This is a genomic window from Paenibacillus sp. S-38 (genome assembly GCF_049942825.1).
GTDB lineage: Bacteria > Bacillota > Bacilli > Paenibacillales > NBRC-103111 > Paenibacillus_G.
On record NZ_CP187970.1, the window covers coordinates 7,879,298 to 7,898,372 of the forward strand.

Sequence of the window (19,075 nt, forward strand, 5' to 3'; positions counted from 1 at the left end):
AAATCAATGATGCAGCTCCTTTTACCTGCACCTATACAAGAAGAAGGGTGGCCCCGCCTCACAGCGCGGACCACCCTTCTTTCTTTTATTCCTGATGCGGTAAACCGTCCGCCGCCCTCTCCCAAGGCCGGTACGCCTCGTCGAAACGGGCCGCGGCGGAGAAATCGAGTGCCGTCAGTCCACCCGCATGCCAAGACGTCAGCCTCAGCGTAACAAGCTTATAGTCTATCGCGATGAGCGGATGATGGTTCAGCTCCTCGGCTGCTTCGGATAGCCGGTTCACGAATTCGACAGCTTCGGGGAACGAAGGAAAGCGGTATTTGCGGACGATCCATCGTTCCTCCTGCCGCTTCCAGTCGCCGGCTTGCGCCAGCAACGCTTCGACCTCCGGCTCCGGGAGTCTCCCGCTCATAACCGCGCCCCCTTATTAGACAAGATGAATCACTCTCGTAAGCGCTTCACCATGATCGATCCGGATCAGATGCCGCTTGGCGTCATGCGTCACCGTGCAGCCGCCGACACTCATCGGAGATTCGGTGCCGAGCCCGTAGAAGAGGTCATCCGCCAGCGTCTTCATGCACTCCTTCTGCTCCACACTGTCCATGACATTCCAATCCTCCGCCGTCATCTCCAGAAACTCGTGGCAGCCGTCAATCCCCTGCAGCGCATCGGTGAAGTCGCTGATGATATCGTTATATTCCCTTCCGAACCTGATGCCCATGGACATGCCTCCTTTGGACCTTGAGTATCCTTTTGCCTCATTGTACCCGCAAAGCAGGGTGCCTGCAACCGTTCCTCTCTCCAAAGAAAACGGATTCATTCGTGCTGCCCGGTCACAGAGGCTCCCTGTATCCGTGCTCCCCTCTGCCGAAAAATTCGGGAACAATCGGCGGATTCCCTGCGCATTCTCATGCAAAATCTGGTACACTATAAGGATAGACAAAAAGGGCGGAGGGCGAAACATGCTCAAGCTGCAGATTCCGAAAAATCGAATCAAAGCGCTGGCCAGGCATCTGCGCGACCAGTTCGAATTGGAGAGGCTCGAGCGCGGCTGGGAGCTGTTCCACAAAGGTCTGGCCCAGGACATGGAGCTGAAGCACGGGCTCGAGGTACATGCCCTTGTCCGGGACACGAAGCCCGCCGAGGTGATTCTGAACCTCGAAACGATCCCGAAAAGCGAGTGCAGCTGCTCTCACGGGGAGCACTGCGAGCACCAGGCTGCGGTGGTATTCGCACTGTTCGTGCCGCACGGCCGGCCGGAGCTTCTCCTGGCCCAGCTGAAGCAGGCCATTCTCGTGAAGAACCGGCAGGCCCAGTCCCGCCAGGGCAGCACGCGCACGGCTGAGAAGAAGCAGGAGCAGCGTCTCGAAGCGCCGGCACCGGGCCAAAGCCCCTCGCTGTGGCAGCGGTTCTTCGACCAGCAGTTCTACGGCTTCTCGCTTAATCAGCAGAGCTCGATCGAGCAGTTCTACGGCGCCGTGAAGGAGAAGCTCAGCGGCCATGCGGAAGGCTGGCCGGCTCCGCTGAAGGAGCTGTACGCCCTGCAGCTGCTGCTGTTCGTCATGCGCAAGATCGAACAGTTCTACCAAGAGACCAAGACTTCTTATCTTTCCTATTATATTGAGACGGGCTGCCGCACCGTCGGCCGGCAGTGCCACGATGAGCTGCTGACCCTGGTGCCGAGGCTCGATATGGAAGCCCTCACCCGCAAGTATACGGCCCAGTGGAAGGAGACGCTGGCGATGATCTCCGAGGCTGCCCTCTCAGGCAAGGAGTCCCCGCTCTCCTGGTCGACCGTATACCGCAGCATCTGGTGGCGGATGCCCCAGGACGGACCGTGGATGAGCGCAGAGCGCTCCCGCCTCGCCGGACTGCTCGCCGCCTCCGACCTCATGCCGCGGCGCCGGGACGCCCTGATCATGGCCGAGGCGCACTTCCTGGTTATCGAAGGCGACGACGAACATGCGCGCCAGCGGATGGAGCAGCTCGGCCGGCGGGAGGCCAAGGATTTCTTCCTGTACCTGCACCGCTGTTATGAGGAGGAAGCATGGGACCGCATGCTGGCCTGGCTGCGCTGGCTGCTGCCAGCCGTCCAGCGGTCCCAGCAGGATGAGCTGCGGCAGTTCTGCCATTACTGGATGGAGGCCGTGCAGCGGCAGCCCAGCGACGAGGAATGGATCGGCATCATGGTAGGGCTGCTGCCGCGGACGTATCCTTTTTATACCGCCTATCTGCTGAAAGCAAAGCGCCACAAGGCCTGGATCGACCTGCAGATGGCCAGCCGCGTCTCGCCGATGAGCCTCTACTCGGTCGATCTGCAGACCGTGGAGCGGGAGGACCCCGCGCTCGTGCTGCCGCTGTACCATCAGGCGGTGGAGCGGGCCATCGCGGAGAAGAACCGGACCGCCTACGCCACGGCCACGAAGCTGCTGAAGAAGCTGCATGCCTTCTACAAAAAGCTGCACCGGCTTCCCGAATGGGAGGATTACATCTACCGCCTCGCGGTCAAATATTCGCGCCTGCGCGCGCTGCAGGAGGAGCTGAAACAAGGGCAATGGATTCCGTAACCGATACTTCCGCGGTCCAGGTAAATGTGCGCTGGGCCCCGCAGGGCGGTCTCTTCCTGTGGGGAACAAGGAACGGCGGCGTATGCGATCCCTACGAGCTGCGGGATTGGCTGTTCGCCTGGCACGCTCCCTCCTTCTACGGCACCTTCATCGAAGCAATCGAATCGCTGAATGTCGAAGGCTTGCTGCTGCCGGCGCTGGACGCGCTCGATTATCTGGCCGCACCCGCGATGGTGCAGCACCACCCGCTAACGCTGAGCCGGGAGCTGCAGGAGCTGATGAAGCTCGCTCCGCATGTGAAGGAGGCGCTCACGGCCGGCCGTTTCATGCCGGACTTCGCCAAGTGGAAGAGCGGCGAGCTCGGCTGGAAGCTCCAGCTGCCGGAGTCGGCGGCCGCCTGGGCGGCCCTGCCGGTGGCGGAGGCCTGGATGGACCGCCTCATCCCCGAGTGGACGCGGGCGGACGGCGTCATGCGCCAGAGCCTGGAGCAGCTCGAGCGGGCGTTCCCCCTGCTCCTGCGGGGGCAGGCCTCCGGCGATGTCTGGATGGACGAGGAGGACTGGCTCGTCTCCATCGGCTGGCAGTCGGACGGCACGCCCTTCCGCACCTGCCTGCGGCTCGAGGAGCCGGCCGAGCAGGGCGTGCTGTGGCCGCTGCAGGTCATCCTGCAGGACCGCAGCGACAAGGAAGTGCAGTTCGCCGTGCCTCCCGCCGATGCGGCGTCCTGGGACGGCCTGCAGGAAGGCGAACCTGCCGCTGACGCCCCCGCGCCGCGCGGTGCGGAGGCGCTGCCCGCCTCCTGGCGGCCGCACCTCGGGCGCGCAGCCCGGGATGCCGCCAAGTGGCGGCGCATGCTGCCGTGGCTGGCCGAGGGAGACGACAGCCTGCGGGACGCCCTGCCGCAGCATGAAGCCTGGGAGCTGCTCACGAAGGGCAGCCTCCGGCTCATGGAAGCGGGCTATTCTGTCATCCTGCCCGCCTGGTGGGAGCGCATCCGCAAGTGGAAGCCGCGCCTCAAGGCGAAGATCAAGTCTTCGGTCGGCACAGGCCCTCAGGCGATGTTCGGCCTGAATCAGCTGCTGCAGTTCGACTGGAAGATCGCCCTCGGCGACATCGAGCTGACCGAAGCGGAATTCCGCGAGCTGCTCGAGCAGAACAAGCGGCTCGTGCAGATCCGAGGACAGTGGGTCCAGCTCGATCCCTCGCAGCTCGCCCAGCTGCAGCAGGTCATGAGCCAGGTTGAGAAGAAGCAGGGCCTCTCCTTCCGCGACGTGCTCGAGCTTCATCTGCTCGGCTCAAGCGAAGGCGAGGAGGACCTCGACTTCCACCGGTCGCTGAAGATGGAGGTCGAGCTCAGCGAGCAGCTCGAAGAGCTGGTCGGCCTGCTCAACCATGCCCAGCGGCCGCCCCTGACCGAGCCGCCGGACAGCTTCCGCGGCACGCTCCGGCCCTACCAGGTCGAGGGCATCTCCTGGCTCGTCTTCCTGCGGCAGTGCGGCCTTGGCGGCTGCCTGGCCGACGACATGGGTCTCGGGAAGACGATCCAGATGATCACGTACCTGCTGCACCTCCGCGAAGAAGGGCTGACTTCCGCCAGCGGCAGCGCCCAAGGGACTCCGGAGGGCCGCGCCCCTTCCCTGCTCATCTGCCCGACCTCGGTGCTCGGCAACTGGCAGAAGGAGCTCCAGCGCTTCGCCCCGGACCTGCGCGTGAAGCTGCACTACGGTCCGGCGAGGCCCAAAGGGGAGCGCTTCGCGGAGAGCCTGCGGGAGTGCGACCTGATGCTGACCACCTACACCCTGTCGCATCTCGACGAGGTCGAGCTCTCCACCGTCGAGTGGGAGTCGATCTGCCTTGACGAAGCGCAGAACATCAAGAACGCCTACACGAAGCAGGCGCAGTCCATCCGCAAGCTCAGCGGCAGGCACCGCATCGCGCTGACGGGCACCCCGATCGAGAACCGGCTGACGGAGCTGTGGTCGATCTTCGACTTCCTCAATCCCGGGTATCTCGGCACGCTCCGGGACTTCACCCACCGGTATGTCAGCGCTATCGAACGGACCCAGGATGCCGAACTCATCGGCAAGGTCCAGCGGCTGATTCGTCCGTTCCTGCTCCGCCGTGTGAAGAAGGATCCTTCGATCCAGCTGGACCTTCCGGACAAGTACGAGTACAAGACGTACGTATCGCTTACGGCCGAACAGGCTACGCTGTACGAAAATTACATCCGCGACATGTTCGACAAGCTCGATACCCTCTCGCCCATGGAACGCCGCGGCCTGATCCTCGCAGCGCTGACGAAGCTGAAGCAGATCTGCAACCACCCGTCCCTGCTCTCCAAGGACTCCGCCAGGGCGCCTTGGCAGGGACGCTCGAACAAGGTGGAGCGGCTGCTTGAGATGGTGCAGGAGCTTCGCCAGGAAGGCGATAAGTGCCTGATTTTCACCCAGTTCGTGGAGACGGGCCACCTGCTGCAGCGGGTGCTCCAGGAAGAGTTCACCCGTCGGGTTCCCTTCCTGCATGGGGGCAGCTCCAAGGTGGAGCGCGACCGGATGATCGAGGTGTTCCAGGGGGAAGCCCCGGGCTCTGCGGATGAGGAACCGGGCATCTTCCTTCTGTCGCTGAAGGCGGGCGGCACCGGTCTTAACCTTACGGCGGCCAACCACGTCTTTCACTTCGACCGCTGGTGGAATCCGGCGGTGGAGAACCAGGCGACCGACCGGGCCTTCCGGATCGGCCAGACCCGCCAGGTGCAGGTGCATAAGTTCGTAACGCTGGGCACCCTGGAGGAACGCATCGACGAGATGATCGACAAGAAGCTCGGGCTCAGCCAGCAGATTGTCGGTTCGGGAGAACAATGGATCACCGAGCTGTCCACGGATGACCTCAAGGATCTGTTCGCTCTGCGCAGCGAATGGGTGGAACGCTCTTGATGCGGACACGGACGGCGCGGCGCATGAATTTGGCAATCACCGTCATAAAAACCAAGCTCCCTGACGATATAGTTGGTATCGACATATTCCGGCCGGGCCCCCTCCGCTGTACCTGAGGGGGGGCCGATCCGAATGCCGGGCAGGAATCGGGCCCGCCGGGACCGAATAGTACCGGAAGGAATGTTCTCACTTTCGCCTAGGGTGGTTAGCATATGAATAAATCCGCTTCCAAAATGCCTCTGGTTTACGTCATTACGATCTTTACCCTGCTCGTCCTCGTAGGCGCTTCCAGCTTCATCGCCTCCACCAATACGGAGGCGAAGCTGAACAGCGTGATCGGCAGCGTCCTGCCGCTCTCTTCCTTATCCGACGAGCTGCTCGTCGATCTCATCAATATGGAGACCGGCCTGCGCGGCTTCGAGGTTACCGGAGAAGAGAGGTACCTTGAACCGCATTATGAAGGCATGACGGAGCTTCAGCTCGATCTGGACCGCATGGCCGAATACCAGAAGCTGTATCCCCGCGTGGGAAGCATTATGGAAGCCGATCTGCTGCCCCAGATCCGCCGGCTGCAGGAGCATTACTCCAGCCAAATCAATCTGATCCGCTCAGGACAGAAAGATCTGGCCTTCCAGCGGGTGGGCACAGGCAAAACCTATATGGACCGCTTCCGGCAGCTGCATACCAAGCTGAAAACCGAGATCAACATCATCGCCGATGAAGCCCATAAGTCCGCTCTCACCGCGGGAAATAACGCTCGCCTCATCATCAGCTTGGGAAGCGCCATAGCCGTGATTGTCGGCCTCTATTCGGCCTTCATCTTCCACCGGGCGAACCGCGCCGAAGCGGCCCTGCGCAGGAGCGAGGAAACGTACCGGTTCATGGCGGAGAGTCTGGAGGTGCAGAACGAGGAAATCATCGCCCAGCAGGAGGAGCAGGAGGCCACGCTCGAGAAGCTGTCCCTGCGCGAGCAGGAGCTCGAAGCCATCTCCACTTATCAGGAGAAGCTGACGGGTGCCAAGGATATGGAGACCTTCCTGGAAGCTTCGCTCCCCGCCCTGCTCGCTTCGCTGAAGCTGGAAGCCGGCATGCTCGTGATGAAGACGGCCGGACCGCTGCCCGCCGATGAACCGCAGTACGTCGTCCAGTATGCGCTCGGATACCCTCAGAGCGGCGCGGTTGTTCGTGAAAGCGAATTGCACGGTCCGGCCCGGCGGGTGATCACCGAGAAAACGACGTTCGAAATCAAACGCGAGGCCACCGAAGCGGAGCGCGGCTTCCACTACGGCGTGACTTACGCCGTCGACCGTTACTGTCCGCTGCTGAACGACCGCAAGGAAGCGGTGGGCTTCCTGCTTCTGACCGGTTACCAGCGAACACCGGACGAGCAGCAAACCCGTCTGTCCAAGGGCCTGCTGCACCAATTCGAGCTGGCCTTCCAAGTGCAGCAGTTCAATGAAGACCGGAGGCGGCAGGCTTCCTATCTCGAACAGCTCAATGAACAGCTGCTGCACGAGAAGCGGCTGATCGAAGAGCAGAATAACCTCATCGGCAGCATTCTCGAATCGACCCATGAGTCCATGATGATGACCGATGCGTCGGGGAATATCCTTTTTGCCAATTCCAAGATGAATGTGAGCCACCGGATCGGGGATAACATCGGGGACGTATACAAGTTCGCCGTGGATCTTACGCCGCAGCTCGCCACGATCTACGAGGCCATTCAGGCCATGCTTCGCGGGGAGAGAGATCATCTCATCGAGCGGTTCCACTTCCCGAACGGCGAGGACGGCCAGCTCCGCCACTTCGAGCTGTACGCCAGCAAGGTAGAGCAGAAGCTTACCAGCGAGGTGCAGGGGTACTTGTTCGTCTTCCGCGACCGTACGGAGGAAGAGAAGGTCGACGAGATGAAAAACGAGTTCATCTCGATCGTCTCGCACGAGCTGCGCACGCCGCTCGCCAGTGTGCTTGGGTTCATCGAGATTCTCCTGCACCGTCAGCTGCCGGCTGAGAAGCAGCAGCGTTATATGCAGACGATCTACAAGGAAGCCACGCGGCTGTCCACCTTGATCAACGATTTTCTGGATCTGCAGCGGATGGAAGCGGGCAAGCAGGTGTATCACCTGGTTCCCGTAGAGCTCGGAGGCATCGTGCAGGAGGTTGCGGAGCAGTGGAGGACCAAGCAGGGGCATGAGATTGTGCTGCAGCGGCCTTCCCAGGAAATCTGGGTGCGCGGGGATGCGGACCGCCTGAAGCAGATCGTCCACAACCTGGTAAGCAATGCGGTCAAATATTCGCCCCGGGCCGACCGGGTGGATATCATCCTCCGGAGCATTCAGGGTGAAGCCCGTCTGGATATCCAGGATTATGGACTCGGCATTCCCGAGGACGCCAGGGACAAGCTCTTCAACAAGTTCTACCGCGTCGACAACTCGGACCGGCGCCAGATCGGGGGAACGGGCCTCGGCCTGGCCATCGTCAAAGAGATCGCCGAGGCGCATGATGGCACAATCACCTATGAGTCTTCCATGGGCGAAGGCTCCACCTTCACCCTCTGCCTGCCTTCTATCGAGATGCTGCCTTCCGGAGGGCGCATTCTTCTGGTCGAGGATGACGAGAACCTCGCCAAGCTTATCGTCGATACCCTCGCCAAGCTGGAGCTTCCCGTCACGCATGTGCGTTCGGCGGAGGAAGCCATCCTCGCGCTGGACCGCACCGAGGGCGAAGGTCCGCGGTTGTGCGTCGTCGACATCCTGCTCGAAGGCACGAAGAGTGGCTGGGACTTCCTGCTGGAGCTCTATCGCCATCCGCAGTATCACCGCACCCCGGTGATCGTCTCAACGTCGATTGACCAGCCGCAGGGCTACCGGGAGAAGGAACGGGAGAAGTTCCTCCGCAAGCCTTTCACGATGGAGAAGCTGCTGCAGGTGGCCGAGCATTTGCTGACCCATACGGGCCGCCATCCGGCTTACGTCTTCATGGGACATGATGAGCTGGCTGTGGCGTCCAGCCTGGAGAAGAACGGTATCGAAATTCAAGAGATTACGCGCCGGGATGATCACATCGAAGTTGAACCCCGCCCGGCCGGGGGACTGCAGGATCCCGGGTTGACGACTTAGCTCTTATTCTTCCTACCCGCTCCGCTGGCGGCAGGCCTGCATCTGCGCAGCCAAGGCAGAACAGATCGAGCTCTGGCGAGATATAAATTCTATTATTTTAAGAAAAGCCCCTGATCGGGGTCCTGTGGAAGATGTCCTTATCTATTCAAAAAACCATCCGTGCCCTTCTGCCCTGCGGGGAGAGACCGGATGGTTTTTTGGTTATGGTGGATCCGGATACGAACCTGCTTCATTCCCCGCCTCCGTCTCACGACAACCAGCCCAAGCCGCTCATGAGGTAGACTGCGGCGCCAAGTCCCGCGAGCATCAGACAGATCGCTACCAACGCCCCGATATGAAGCACATCCCCCAGCGAGTCGCCGGAGTGTCCCTCCGCCGTCCGGGAGACGGTACCCGCGAACAGCAGATAAAACAGCAGCAGGGCGGCAAGAAATAGTCCTATGCTCATCACGATCGATCACCTTCCTTGGTAATCATTGTAATCCATCCTTCCCTGCCCGGACAGTACTAACTTCCCCTAGTACCGGTACCGCCGTACCCTTCAGGCACAGCGGCAAAATATGCCGGAATCCAGCCCCACAGCTCTGTCCCTAATCCAGCCGGCGCACATCCACTTTCACCTCAAGCTTCTGATGGCCTGTCCCCCGGTAGACGCCCTTAACCGGCACGATATCGCGGTAGTCCCGGCCGTGGCCAAGCTTCACATAGCGCCCGTCTACCTCCGCGTTATTGGTGGGATCGAATCCAAGCCATCCCGTGCCCGGAATATGCACTTCGACCCAAGCATGGGACGCCTGTTCAAAATCGGCGCTGCCCCCCGTCAGGTCCCCGACGAAATGGTAGCCGCTCACGTACCGGGCCGGAAGGCCGCGGCTGCGGCAGACCGCGATCATCAGGTGGGCGTAATCCTGGCATACGCCTCGCCGCAGCTTCAAGGTCTCCAGAGCGGTGGTATGCACGCTGGTCACCTCGGGGTCATACGTCAGTTCGCTGTGGATAGCCCCCGTCAGCCGCTGGACCCAGGGATACATGCCATCCTCCCGGAACGGACAGGCGGCCGCATAGGCCGCCAGCTCCTGCGATTCCTCCGTATAGCCGGTCGGCAGCAGATATTCGATGTACCGGTTCTGCAGCCCCTCCCCCTGCAGCAGCGCCGCCTGCTCTTCGAACGGAAGACAGGGGAGCTCGTCACCCTGGTGCCGGTCCATCGTGGTAACGGTCGCCCTCACCTGGATCACCAGCTCGCGGTGCGGCTGATGCACGGAGAAGGAATGCACCCGGTTGCCGAAATAATCCTCGTAGGTGAACAGGGAGGTGCCGGGCTCCACCCGCACCTCATGATGAAAGCAGGACTGCCGGTAATTCGTCCGCGGCGTCAGACGAATCTCATTGACACTGTCCGTAACCGGCTCTTCGTAGATGTATCTGGTCATGTGCGAGATCTCTATTTTCATGCGGAGGCCTCCTCGATGCGAAAGAAGGCGGCCGCCATCCCCTTCCCCAGCTTCTGGGAGGCGTTCATGAGATAGTGGAGCAGGCGCTCCGAGTCCTCCATGGACATCTCTTCGTCCAGGCAGGCGAGCTCCGCCCGGACCTTGGCCGCCTGCCGGACGGCTTTCTCATGGGGCAGCTGGGCTTCCCCCGCATCGAGCTCAATCCCCGCCAGATGCTCCTCCAGCTTCGCGAAGGAGAACCGGACCGAACGCGGGAAAGCGTCGCTTTCGATCAGGAAGCGGATAATATGCTCCGCTGCGACCGCATCGGCATAATGCCGGCGGAACGACTGCTGGGCGCTCACCGACTTCAGCACAGCCTGCAGATAGGGATACGGCGGAGCTCCGGCGCCCTGGATCGCATGGACGACCGATTGAAGAATCCGCACCGTATTCTCCGCACGTTCAAGGAACCGGCCGCTTTCGATAAAATGCCACTCGTTCTCCCGCAGCATCACCGACTGCTCCATCCCAAGGAACATGGCCGCCCGCTCCTTGATCCCCTTATAGAACGGATAGGGGGCTTCCGACAGGATGTCGGCGACCTTCTTCTCGCCGAGCCACAGATAGAACGAATTCATAACCTCCCACAGCTCTCCCGGCAGCTTCTCCCTCAGGGTCCTCAGGTTCGTGCGCGCGCGGCTGACGCAGGAGAACAGCGAGTTGATGTAGCCCCGGTCGAGCGTGATGAAGGAGAGCACATCCCGCTCCGTGAAGGCATCGAACTGCAGAAGGTAATCCGAACGGGCGCCGAGCGCATCGATCAGCCGGGCCCATTTGTGCTCCTCATCAGAGAAATCGCCCTCATGCTGAATATGATAGTGCACATCGATCAGCCGCGCATGGTTCTCCGCACGCTCCATATACCGCCCTACCCAGAACAAAGCCTCCGCATTGCGATTCAGCATGCTTCTCACTCCCTTGTAAGGATAAAGACCCGGCCCGAGCGGACCTCAGGCGCCCCACCCCGGACACACAGGGTATACACACCGAACATCAAGCCAGCACCCACGTATCCTTGCAGCCGCCCCCCTGCGATGAATTCACGACCAGCGATCCCTCCTTCATGGCCATGCGCGTCAGTCCTCCGGGGATGATGTGCATCTGTTCATCGGCCCCCATGAGCAGGAATGCCCGCAGGTCCAGGTGCCGCGGAACCATCCGGCCCCCTATGAGCACCGGAGCCCGGGAGAGCTGCATGGTCGGCTGGGCGATGTAGCGGCCCGGGTCCTGCGCGATCCGCTGCGCGAAGGCGGCAAGCTCCTCCTCGGTGGCCGAGGGACCGATAAGCATTCCGTACCCGCCGGAGAGCGAGGTCTCCTTGACGACCAGCTCCGGCAGATGGGCAAGGACGTACTCCCGTTCATCGGGCCGCTCCAGCACATAGGTCGGCACATTCTTCAGCAGCGGTTCTTCGTTCAGATAGTAGCGGATCATGTTCGGCACATAGGCGTACACCGCCTTGTCGTCGGCTACCCCGGTACCCGGCGCATTCGCAATCGCCAGATTGCCCGCCCGGTAGGCGTTCATGATGCCGGCCACCCCTAGAACCGAGTCGGGATGGAAGGCCAGCGGGTCCAGGTAGTCGTCGTCGATCCGGCGGTACAGCACGTCGACCTGCTGCAGTCCTTTCATGCTGCGGATATATATTTTGTGATCAATGGCGGTGAGATCCCGTCCCTCTACGAGATGAATCCCCATCTGCTGGGCCAGGAAAGCATGTTCGTAATAGGCGGAGTTGTATTCCCCCGGGGTCAGCAGGGCGATCACAGGATCCGCCTTACGGTCCGGCGCAAGGCTGCGCAGCACGGACAAGAATTGATTCAAGCCGATCTCCACATCGCGCACCCGGGTGCTGAGGGTCAAGTCGGGGAAGAGCTGGTTCATCAGATTGCGCCCCTGGAAGAGATACGAAAAGCCGGAAGGCGACCTGAGGTTATCTTCCAGCACATAATATTCACCATCCGAATGGCGTATCAGATCAATGCCTGAGGTTGTAATGTAAGCACTGCCCGGGACGCGCAGACGCATCATCTCCGGACGGTAATACCGGTTGGCGACCACCATCCGGCGCGGCACGATGCCATCCCGGATGATATCCCCCTCATGATAAATATCGTGCAGAAACCGGTTCAGCGCCCGCACCCGCTGCACCAGCCCGGCCTCAATCCGTTCCCACTCGCCGGCTGGGATAATCCGCGGGATCATGTCGAAGGGGATCGTGCGCTCCAGCGGTTGGGACTGGGCCGGGTTATAGAGGGTAAAGGTAATGCCCTCCTCCATCATCCGCTGGTCAATGGCCGTCTGCTTGAGAGCCATCTCCCCGGCCCCCATGGCAGCGAAGCGCCGGTATACTTCCTTGTAGTGATCCCGCACCACAGGCCCTGTCTCCCCGGCGAACATCTCATCATAGAAGTCGTGCAGCGGATAAGGCGAGAAGGATGATGCTCTCTTCTGGGCCATCGAAAAACCTCCTATTCTATTAAAATGTTAGAATACATTACATATTTAATAGGTTTTCGATGGGAAAAGCCGAATGATCCTCTTTTTTATACCCTTAATCATATGCCTATCTTTATTTTGTGTCAATATAATTAACATATACTTTGTCCATCTCTTATCCTTGGAGCGGCTTCCCTCCAGCCTGTTCCGGCACTCCCTTCGGGCGGCCCGGCAGCTTGTTGTCAAAAGGAGTGGAATGTGCGTCTTTCCCGTGCCCCGCAGGCTGTCCGGTAGGCTCCCACGGCGTTCCGCTCCCTACTGGACTGAAACCCTTTCCCTTATTTTCACGTTTAGTAGGTAAAGGCCTGTAGAGGGAGCTGCGGACAGAGGCGCAATTCCCGTCTCTTCCCGCTTGGCTTCCGCTCTACTCTGAACGTGAGCGGAAGCCTGCCCGTCATCCCCGAGGGACGGGGAGCGTTTCGACTGCGTTCGACGGCGAAGTCCGCTTCGAATTGGGTCTTGGCGTATGCGAACCACTCTTATATAATAGGAACAAGTGTTCGATAACTTTCCTCTTTATTCCTTATGCCGAATCGGTGTTTAAGAACTCTCCCGGATGGTTAATAAGAAGCGGAGGTGATTCCACATGGAAAATCCAATGGTGAAATGCAGTATTGCCAACTGTGAATACTGGGAGAGCGGCAATAACTGCAATGCAGAGGTCATTATGATCGAGGTCAATGCACACGCGGACAAGCCGGGTACGCAGAGTAAGGACGGACTGGAGTACGACTCACGCCATCAGGATCAAGCCAGCGGCGTCATTGACACCTGTTGTCAGACCTTCGAAGAGCGCAAATCCCACTAAAGTGGGCCATACGACCATGTTCCTTATGACAATAATCGTCAGAAGAACAGATACCCGGCACTCCCGGGCCGTCTGTTCTTTTGATGCGGTGAAGTGAATGGACCTTAGTCTCCCCTTTGCTGCGAATCTATTGGGATGGACGTTTTTACGCTCCTGGATGATCATACCTCCACTATGCATACATCGCCCTCAAGATAACCAAAGGAACGGCGGTCATCGCCGGGCCTTTCCCTAATACAATCAACCAATTTATTAGTAATGGAGGACGGAATATGAAATTCAGCATCAGCTACAAAGGTAAACTACTCGGGCACCCGATGAGCCGGGAACAAGCGGAAGCCGCTCTGCAGAAACTGAGCCTCTGCATGAACAACCTGCAGATCGTCCAAGTGACTTCCGAGGCGCCTGCCGCGGTCGAACCCCGCCAGCGCATTATTGTGTAATTCCGGAGCGTCAGGAATGCCGGCGGTTGCCTTCCGCCTCCTCGCGGTATCCCGTCTGCACCAGCAGCATGAAAAAGGGCTGAAGCAAATGCTTCAGCCCTTTTTGGCGTGCTAAGGGGCGTTCATGAGACCCCCGGGTCCGGCGCCTCATCGATAAGGGACGGTCCCCCGCCCCCTTCGATTCCGACGATCCGTTCCTTCATTCGAATCCGATGCTCTTCAGGTAAGCCCGGAACCCTTGGCGCCCGTGCGCATCCCGCTTGTAAACTCCGGCATCCCGCAGCACGTCGGAGAATTTGCGGCCGACCGCTTCCTTCAGCAGATGGTCTGCCTGCTCCTCTGTCAGCGAAGTGCCGTGCTCCTCCATCATTCCGGACAGCCAGGCCGCATGCTTGTGCAGCGGGTGGGAAGCGTCTTCCGTGATGCTGCTGTCCATCGGCAGTCCGCCCGTGAACAGCTTCGCCGCCAGCTCCAGCTCATCCTTAAGACGGCCGGGCAGTACGGCCAGCCCCATCACTTCAATCAGGCCGATGTTCTCCTTCTTGATATGATGCAGCTCCTGGTGCGGGTGGAAGATTCCGTCCGGATGCTCTGCACTCGTACGGTTGTTGCGCAGCACGAGATCGAGCTCATACTCGCCATTCGCATTGTTGCGGGCGATCGGCGTGACGGTATTGTGCGGCGTCCGCACACCGTCCTGCTCCGTATAAGCGAGCACTTCCTGCGACGGATCGCTGTAGTCTCTCCAGGTATCCAGGATGGTGCCGGCCAGCTTCAGCACAAGCTCCCGGTGATGGCTCTGGATGCGGATGACCGACATCGGCCAGTTCACGATGCCGAGCTTCACGCCCGGATACTCCGCGTGGGTGAAGCTCTCTTCAACCGGCGCGATCTCCATCGGGAACTTGTGCCGGCCGCCCTGGAAGTGGTCATGATTCAGAATCGAGCCGCCGACAATCGGCAGGTCGGCATTCGAACCGATAAAATAGTGCGGGAACTGGTCCACAAAATCGAGCAGCCGCTCGAAGGTGCCATGCGAAATCTTCATCGGCCGGTGCTGTTTATCGAAGATGATGCTGTGTTCGTTATAATAGACATATGGGGAGTACTGGAAGAACCACGGATCACCGTTCAGCTCGAGCGGAATGACCCGGTGGTTCTGACGGGCCGGATGATTCAGGCGCCCGGCATAGCCGACGTTCTCCACGCAGAGCAGACACTTCGGATAATGCGACTGCGGCGCATTCTTCAGCATCGCAATCTCCTTCGGGTCCTTCTCCGGCTTCGAGAGATTGACCGTCATCTCCAGCGCCCCATATTCTGTCGGAGCCAGCCAGTACAGGTTCTTCTCGATCCGGTCCATGCGGATATAGTTGGAGTCGATGCAGAGACGGTAGAATTCATCAGTCGCCTGCTCCACCCCTTCCTTCCTCGCCTTATTCCAGAACCGGCCTACGACCTCCGACTGGCGAGGCATCAGCTGCCCCATGATGCGCGCGTCGAGCAGATCACGCAGCGTCGTGTTGTTCTCCTCGAGCAGACCGCTCTGTGCCGCATAGTCAAGCAGCCCTTCCAGAATGCCTACCGGACTCTCGGCCGGCGCTTCCTCCACCTCGCCCGCATAGGGCTCGGCAATGCCAAACAGATCCAGCAGCCCGTTGCGGGCGGCGTATACGTCGAGGCCTTCGATCAGCCTGCGCTTCAAGGCGAACTGCAGCAGCCGCTCGATCAGGTAGGCCGCCTGAGCGGCGGGAGCGCTGCCCTGAGGTGCCTTCTGTGTCGTATCCATTGCTCTTTTCCCTCCTTGCCGCCGCAGGGTGCGGGCTCCAGGCCCGCAGCCCCGCCCGGCTGTATCGGCATCTTGGTAAGACGCTGCCTTAGGCGTTGCGGCCGTAGCCGTCCGGCCGGCTCTGGTGCCATGCCCACGCGGAAGCGATGATGCGCTCGAGCTGGTTGCGCTTCGGCTCCCAGCCCAGCTCGCTTCTCGCGCGGTCGGAAGAGGCGACCAGCACGGCCGGATCACCGGCGCGGCGAGCTTCCACCACGGCCGGAATGCTGTGGCCGGTCACGCTGCGGGCGATATCGATGACTTCCTTCACCGAGAAGCCCTGGCCGTTGCCGAGGTTATAGACGGCACTCTCGCCGCCTTCACGCAGCTTCTTCACTGCGAGAATATGCGCATCCGCCAGGTCGGTGACGTGGATGTAATCGCGGATGCAGGTGCCGTCCGCGGTCGGGTAATCGTCGCCGTAGATCGAGATGTGCTCGCGCTTGCCGAGCGCCACCTGGAGGATGATCGGGATCAGATGCGTCTCCGGCGAATGGTCTTCGCCGATCTTGCCCTCTTCATGGGCGCCGGCCGCGTTGAAGTAGCGGAGAGACACGTATTTGATGCCGTGGGCCGTGTCGAACCAGCGCATCATTTTCTCCATCGCCAGCTTTGTCTCGCCATACGCGTTGGTCGGCAGGGTGCGGTCCGTCTCCAGAATCGGAATGTTCTCCGGCTCACCGTAGGTGGCCGCCGTGGAGGAGAAGACGATCTTCTTCACGCCGTACTGGTTCATCTTCTCGAGCAGGCAGAGCGTGCCGTACACGTTGTTATGATAGTACTTGCCCGGATTCTGCATGCTCTCGCCCACCAGCGAGCTGGCCGCGAAGTGGATCACCGCGTCGATCTCGTTCTCGCCGAATACCGTATCGAGGAAGTCCCCATCACGCAGATCGCCCACGTACAGCTTGCCTCCAAGCACCGCTTCGCGGTGCCCTTGATGCAGATTGTCGACGATGACGACCTCTTCCCCTCTCGCCAGAAGCTCCGCTACCGTATGCGAGCCGATATATCCCGCTCCGCCAGTTACCAAGATTGCCATGATGCTCTCTCTCCCTTCACTATCCTCTATTGTTCTATTTATCTATGTGGTCATTCCTGGAGTATCCGCCGTTTAGCCGATCTCGAGCTCCTTAACGCCGTCTCCGATGTTGCATACATAGAAATCGGCGGTGAGCCCGGTCTTGTTCTTGTACACCTGGCCTACTTCCTCGATGAAGCGCTCGACGCTCTCCTCATGGACGAGCGACACGGTGCAGCCCCCGAAGCCTGCTCCCGTCATCCGGGAACCGAGCACGCCCGGCACCTCCAGCGCCGCCTCGACCATCGTGTCGAGCTCGAAGCCCGTTACCTCGTAGAGGTCACGCAGCGACTTGTGGGAGCCGATCATGAGCTCGCCGAAGCCGACCAGATCATCCTCTTCCAGCACGCGCACGGAGTGCAGTACGCGGTGAATCTCTTCCACCACGTGCTGGGCGCGCTTGCGGACCACCGGATCCTGGATCAGGTCCTGGGATTCCGTGAACTGCTCCAGGGACAGCTGGCCGAGCAGCCTTAAGTCCGGGTACTTCACCTGCAGATCCTTCACCGCCTGCTCGCACTGGGCACGGCGTTCATTATACGCGGAGTCGACCAGGCCGCGCTTCTTGTTCGTGTTGCCGATGACGAGTTTGTAGGCGCCGCTCTTGAACGGCACGTGCTTATACTCGAGGGTATCGCACATGAGCAGGATCGCATGGTCCTTCTTGCCGTTGGCAACGGCGAACTGGTCCATAATTCCGCACTTCACGCCGATGAACTCATTCTCGGCCTTCTGCGCCAGCAGCGAGATGTCCACGGTGTCCACCGGCTGCCCTTCCATCGTCAATATGCCGTAGGCGGTCACCACTTCGATCGAAGCGGAGGACGAGAGGCCCGAGCCGTTCGGGATGGCGCCGCTGAACAGCAGGTCATATCCGCCTACCCGGACGCCGCGGTCCTGCAGCTCCTTGATCACCCCTTTGGGGTAGTTGGTCCAGTCGTCCTCGGCACGATATTCGATATCATTAATGGAAATTTGTTTGCGCAGCGGGAAGTTCGTCGATGCAAAGCCAAGCTGCCCGTCGTCCCGGCGGCGGATCAGCAGGGTCGTGCCGAACGTCAGCGCGGCCGGAAACACGTAGCCTCCGTTATAGTCCGTATGCTCGCCGATCAGATTCACCCGGCCCGGCGCCAGGAATACGTGGATCTCATGGGCGCTTTCGCTGCCGTACAATTCGATAAACTGTTCTTTCAGCACCTGTACTTCACTCATGGCCAATCACCTCATCAATAAGTATGGATAGAGCTGGAATCCCTGATGCATTCCTCTCCCTGATTGGTTACAGTATAGCGCAGGAAGCCTGCCGGAGAGTATGGAACGATGTCAGACCCGCATGGAAAAATGTTAGATTACGCTATTCTCCCTCCTCTGCTTCGTGATACAATGGACCCCAAAAACCCGTGTGCAAGGAGCTGCCTGCCGTGAATTCTTCCACTCCCCGTCCCGAGAGCTATTACGTCGTCTCGAATCCTTATCCCCCGGCACCGCCCAGTCCCCTGACCGTTCTGTTCTCCGGTCACAGCCAGACGAAGCCCGGCCATAAGCCGGGGCCGAAGGTGGTCGACTATTATCTGCTGCATCACATTCTATCCGGCCGGGGCACCTACACCTGCCTCGGCCAAACGTACGAGCTAGGCCCCGGGGACAGCTTCCTGATCGAGCCGGGGAAGCTCGTCGCCTACACAGCCGACCTTGAAGATCCGTGGCACTACCGGTGGATCGCCTTCGAAGGCGAGCAGGCCGGCGTCCTGCTCGAGGGCATCGGGCTGAGCTCGCGCCAGCCGGTGGTCCATGCGCCCCGCCGCCGGAGCATCGGGGTGCTGTTCCACCAGGTGCAGAGCGCCTTCCGCTCCCGCAGCCTCTCGGCGAACCTGAAGGCGAACGGCCTGCTGCAGCTGCTCCTGGCCGACTATGCGGAGGCCCTGCAGGGGGAAGGGCGGGCTCTGCCCGAGGACACCAGCCCGGCGGCACAGACGGTACAGCAGGCGCTGAACTACTTGTCCGCGCAGTATGCCGAGCCGATCACCATCGAGCTCATGGCCGAGACGCTCGGCTATAACCGGGCGTACCTGTCCACGCTCTTCAAGCAGCAGACCGGCGTCACCCCGGTCACCTTCCTGCTTCGGCTGCGGCTCGACAAGGCGCGCCATCTGCTGCGGGAGCGGCCGGAGCTGACGGTAGAACAGACTGCGTCCTCCGTCGGGTTCCAGGACCCGCTCTACTTCTCGAAGCAGTTCAAGCGGCAGTACGGCGTCTCGCCGACGGATTACCGCCAGTCGCTGCTGTAGAATCACGCCCCGG

General features: G+C 60.5%; 15 protein-coding genes. 6 read left to right on the top strand and 9 right to left on the bottom strand.

The window, feature by feature from the left end; translation table 11 throughout:
* Nucleotides 1–85: 85 nt before the first annotated feature.
* Together ACP26L_RS34525 and ACP26L_RS34530 are read right to left on the bottom strand one after the other, a co-directional pair.
* Complete coding sequence (locus ACP26L_RS34525) at nucleotides 86–412, bottom strand: 4a-hydroxytetrahydrobiopterin dehydratase (RefSeq protein WP_426450085.1); 327 nt, start codon at nucleotides 410–412, stop codon at nucleotides 86–88.
* A gap of 15 nt (nucleotides 413–427) precedes the next feature.
* Nucleotides 428–721, bottom strand: coding sequence for a hypothetical protein (locus ACP26L_RS34530; RefSeq protein WP_426450086.1), 294 nt, complete (start codon nucleotides 719–721; stop codon nucleotides 428–430).
* 241 nt (nucleotides 722–962) lie between these two features.
* Between ACP26L_RS34530 and ACP26L_RS34535 the strand changes: the two genes are divergently transcribed.
* From ACP26L_RS34535 to ACP26L_RS34545, 3 genes are all read left to right on the top strand, one after another.
* Nucleotides 963–2,567, top strand: coding sequence for a hypothetical protein (locus ACP26L_RS34535; RefSeq protein WP_426450087.1), 1,605 nt, complete (start codon nucleotides 963–965; stop codon nucleotides 2,565–2,567).
* Entirely contained in the window at nucleotides 2,555–5,500 is a 2,946-nt protein-coding gene (locus ACP26L_RS34540) for a DEAD/DEAH box helicase (RefSeq protein WP_426450088.1), read from the top strand. The genes ACP26L_RS34535 and ACP26L_RS34540 overlap by 13 nt, the downstream gene beginning before the upstream one ends.
* 212 nt (nucleotides 5,501–5,712) lie before the next feature.
* Nucleotides 5,713–8,619, top strand: a complete 2,907-nt coding sequence (locus tag ACP26L_RS34545) for an ATP-binding protein (protein WP_426450089.1) — start codon at nucleotides 5,713–5,715, stop codon at nucleotides 8,617–8,619.
* A 247-nt stretch (nucleotides 8,620–8,866) separates the two neighbouring features.
* On the opposite strand, the gene ACP26L_RS34550 is transcribed toward ACP26L_RS34545, so the two are convergent.
* The 4 genes from ACP26L_RS34550 to ACP26L_RS34565 all read right to left on the bottom strand — a co-directional run bounded on the left by ACP26L_RS34550 (nucleotide 8,867) and on the right by ACP26L_RS34565 (nucleotide 12,575).
* Entirely contained in the window at nucleotides 8,867–9,067 is a 201-nt protein-coding gene (locus ACP26L_RS34550) for a hypothetical protein (RefSeq protein WP_426450090.1), read from the bottom strand.
* 142 nt (nucleotides 9,068–9,209) lie between these two features.
* Nucleotides 9,210–10,073, bottom strand: coding sequence for a transglutaminase family protein (locus tag ACP26L_RS34555; RefSeq protein WP_426450091.1), 864 nt, complete (start codon nucleotides 10,071–10,073; stop codon nucleotides 9,210–9,212).
* Nucleotides 10,070–11,020 (bottom strand): alpha-E domain-containing protein, encoded by a 951-nt coding sequence (locus ACP26L_RS34560; RefSeq protein ID WP_426450092.1) that lies wholly within the window; start codon nucleotides 11,018–11,020, stop codon nucleotides 10,070–10,072. Before ACP26L_RS34560 ends, ACP26L_RS34555 begins: the two co-directional genes overlap by 4 nt.
* Nucleotides 11,021–11,108: 88 nt before the next feature.
* Nucleotides 11,109–12,575 (bottom strand): circularly permuted type 2 ATP-grasp protein, encoded by a 1,467-nt coding sequence (locus tag ACP26L_RS34565; RefSeq protein ID WP_426450093.1) that lies wholly within the window; start codon nucleotides 12,573–12,575, stop codon nucleotides 11,109–11,111.
* Between the two features lie 637 nt (nucleotides 12,576–13,212).
* Between ACP26L_RS34565 and ACP26L_RS34570 the strand changes: the two genes are divergently transcribed.
* Nucleotides 13,213–13,422, top strand: a complete 210-nt coding sequence (locus tag ACP26L_RS34570; protein ID WP_426450094.1) for a DUF1540 domain-containing protein — start codon at nucleotides 13,213–13,215, stop codon at nucleotides 13,420–13,422.
* A 272-nt stretch (nucleotides 13,423–13,694) separates the two neighbouring features.
* Complete coding sequence (locus ACP26L_RS34575) at nucleotides 13,695–13,865, top strand: hypothetical protein (protein ID WP_013921320.1); 171 nt, start codon at nucleotides 13,695–13,697, stop codon at nucleotides 13,863–13,865.
* A 199-nt stretch (nucleotides 13,866–14,064) separates the two neighbouring features.
* On the opposite strand, the gene ACP26L_RS34580 is transcribed toward ACP26L_RS34575, so the two are convergent.
* The 3 genes from ACP26L_RS34580 to ACP26L_RS34590 all read right to left on the bottom strand — a co-directional run bounded on the left by ACP26L_RS34580 (nucleotide 14,065) and on the right by ACP26L_RS34590 (nucleotide 17,986).
* Nucleotides 14,065–15,654 (bottom strand): UDP-glucose--hexose-1-phosphate uridylyltransferase, encoded by a 1,590-nt coding sequence (locus ACP26L_RS34580; RefSeq protein ID WP_426450096.1) that lies wholly within the window; start codon nucleotides 15,652–15,654, stop codon nucleotides 14,065–14,067.
* 88 nt (nucleotides 15,655–15,742) lie between these two features.
* Nucleotides 15,743–16,735 (bottom strand): UDP-glucose 4-epimerase GalE, encoded by a 993-nt coding sequence (galE, locus tag ACP26L_RS34585; protein WP_426450098.1) that lies wholly within the window; start codon nucleotides 16,733–16,735, stop codon nucleotides 15,743–15,745.
* Nucleotides 16,736–16,807: 72 nt separating this feature from the next.
* A complete protein-coding gene (locus tag ACP26L_RS34590; RefSeq protein WP_426450099.1) occupies nucleotides 16,808–17,986 on the bottom strand; it encodes a galactokinase in 1,179 nt (392 codons plus the stop codon).
* 209 nt (nucleotides 17,987–18,195) lie between these two features.
* On the opposite strand from ACP26L_RS34590, the gene ACP26L_RS34595 reads away from it, so the two are divergent.
* A complete protein-coding gene (locus ACP26L_RS34595; protein ID WP_426450100.1) occupies nucleotides 18,196–19,062 on the top strand; it encodes an AraC family ligand binding domain-containing protein in 867 nt (288 codons plus the stop codon).
* The last annotated feature ends 13 nt before the right edge of the window (nucleotides 19,063–19,075 follow it).

Excerpts from the sequence above, each read along its gene's own strand:
- ACP26L_RS34525 (WP_426450085.1), bottom strand. The coding sequence starts at position 412 with ATGAGCGGGAGACTCCCGGAGCCGGAGGTCGAAGCGTTGCTGGCGCAA.
- ACP26L_RS34530 (WP_426450086.1), bottom strand. The coding sequence starts at position 721 with ATGGGCATCAGGTTCGGAAGGGAATATAACGATATCATCAGCGACTTC.
- ACP26L_RS34535 (WP_426450087.1), top strand. The coding sequence starts at position 963 with ATGCTCAAGCTGCAGATTCCGAAAAATCGAATCAAAGCGCTGGCCAGG.
- ACP26L_RS34540 (WP_426450088.1), top strand. The coding sequence starts at position 2,555 with ATGGATTCCGTAACCGATACTTCCGCGGTCCAGGTAAATGTGCGCTGG.
- ACP26L_RS34545 (WP_426450089.1), top strand. The coding sequence starts at position 5,713 with ATGAATAAATCCGCTTCCAAAATGCCTCTGGTTTACGTCATTACGATC.
- ACP26L_RS34550 (WP_426450090.1), bottom strand. The coding sequence starts at position 9,067 with ATGAGCATAGGACTATTTCTTGCCGCCCTGCTGCTGTTTTATCTGCTG.
- ACP26L_RS34555 (WP_426450091.1), bottom strand. The coding sequence starts at position 10,073 with ATGAAAATAGAGATCTCGCACATGACCAGATACATCTACGAAGAGCCG.
- ACP26L_RS34560 (WP_426450092.1), bottom strand. The coding sequence starts at position 11,020 with ATGCTGAATCGCAATGCGGAGGCTTTGTTCTGGGTAGGGCGGTATATG.
- ACP26L_RS34565 (WP_426450093.1), bottom strand. The coding sequence starts at position 12,575 with ATGGCCCAGAAGAGAGCATCATCCTTCTCGCCTTATCCGCTGCACGAC.
- ACP26L_RS34570 (WP_426450094.1), top strand. The coding sequence starts at position 13,213 with ATGGTGAAATGCAGTATTGCCAACTGTGAATACTGGGAGAGCGGCAAT.
- ACP26L_RS34575 (WP_013921320.1), top strand. The coding sequence starts at position 13,695 with ATGAAATTCAGCATCAGCTACAAAGGTAAACTACTCGGGCACCCGATG.
- ACP26L_RS34580 (WP_426450096.1), bottom strand. The coding sequence starts at position 15,654 with ATGGATACGACACAGAAGGCACCTCAGGGCAGCGCTCCCGCCGCTCAG.
- galE (WP_426450098.1), bottom strand. The coding sequence starts at position 16,735 with ATGGCAATCTTGGTAACTGGCGGAGCGGGATATATCGGCTCGCATACG.
- ACP26L_RS34590 (WP_426450099.1), bottom strand. The coding sequence starts at position 17,986 with ATGAGTGAAGTACAGGTGCTGAAAGAACAGTTTATCGAATTGTACGGC.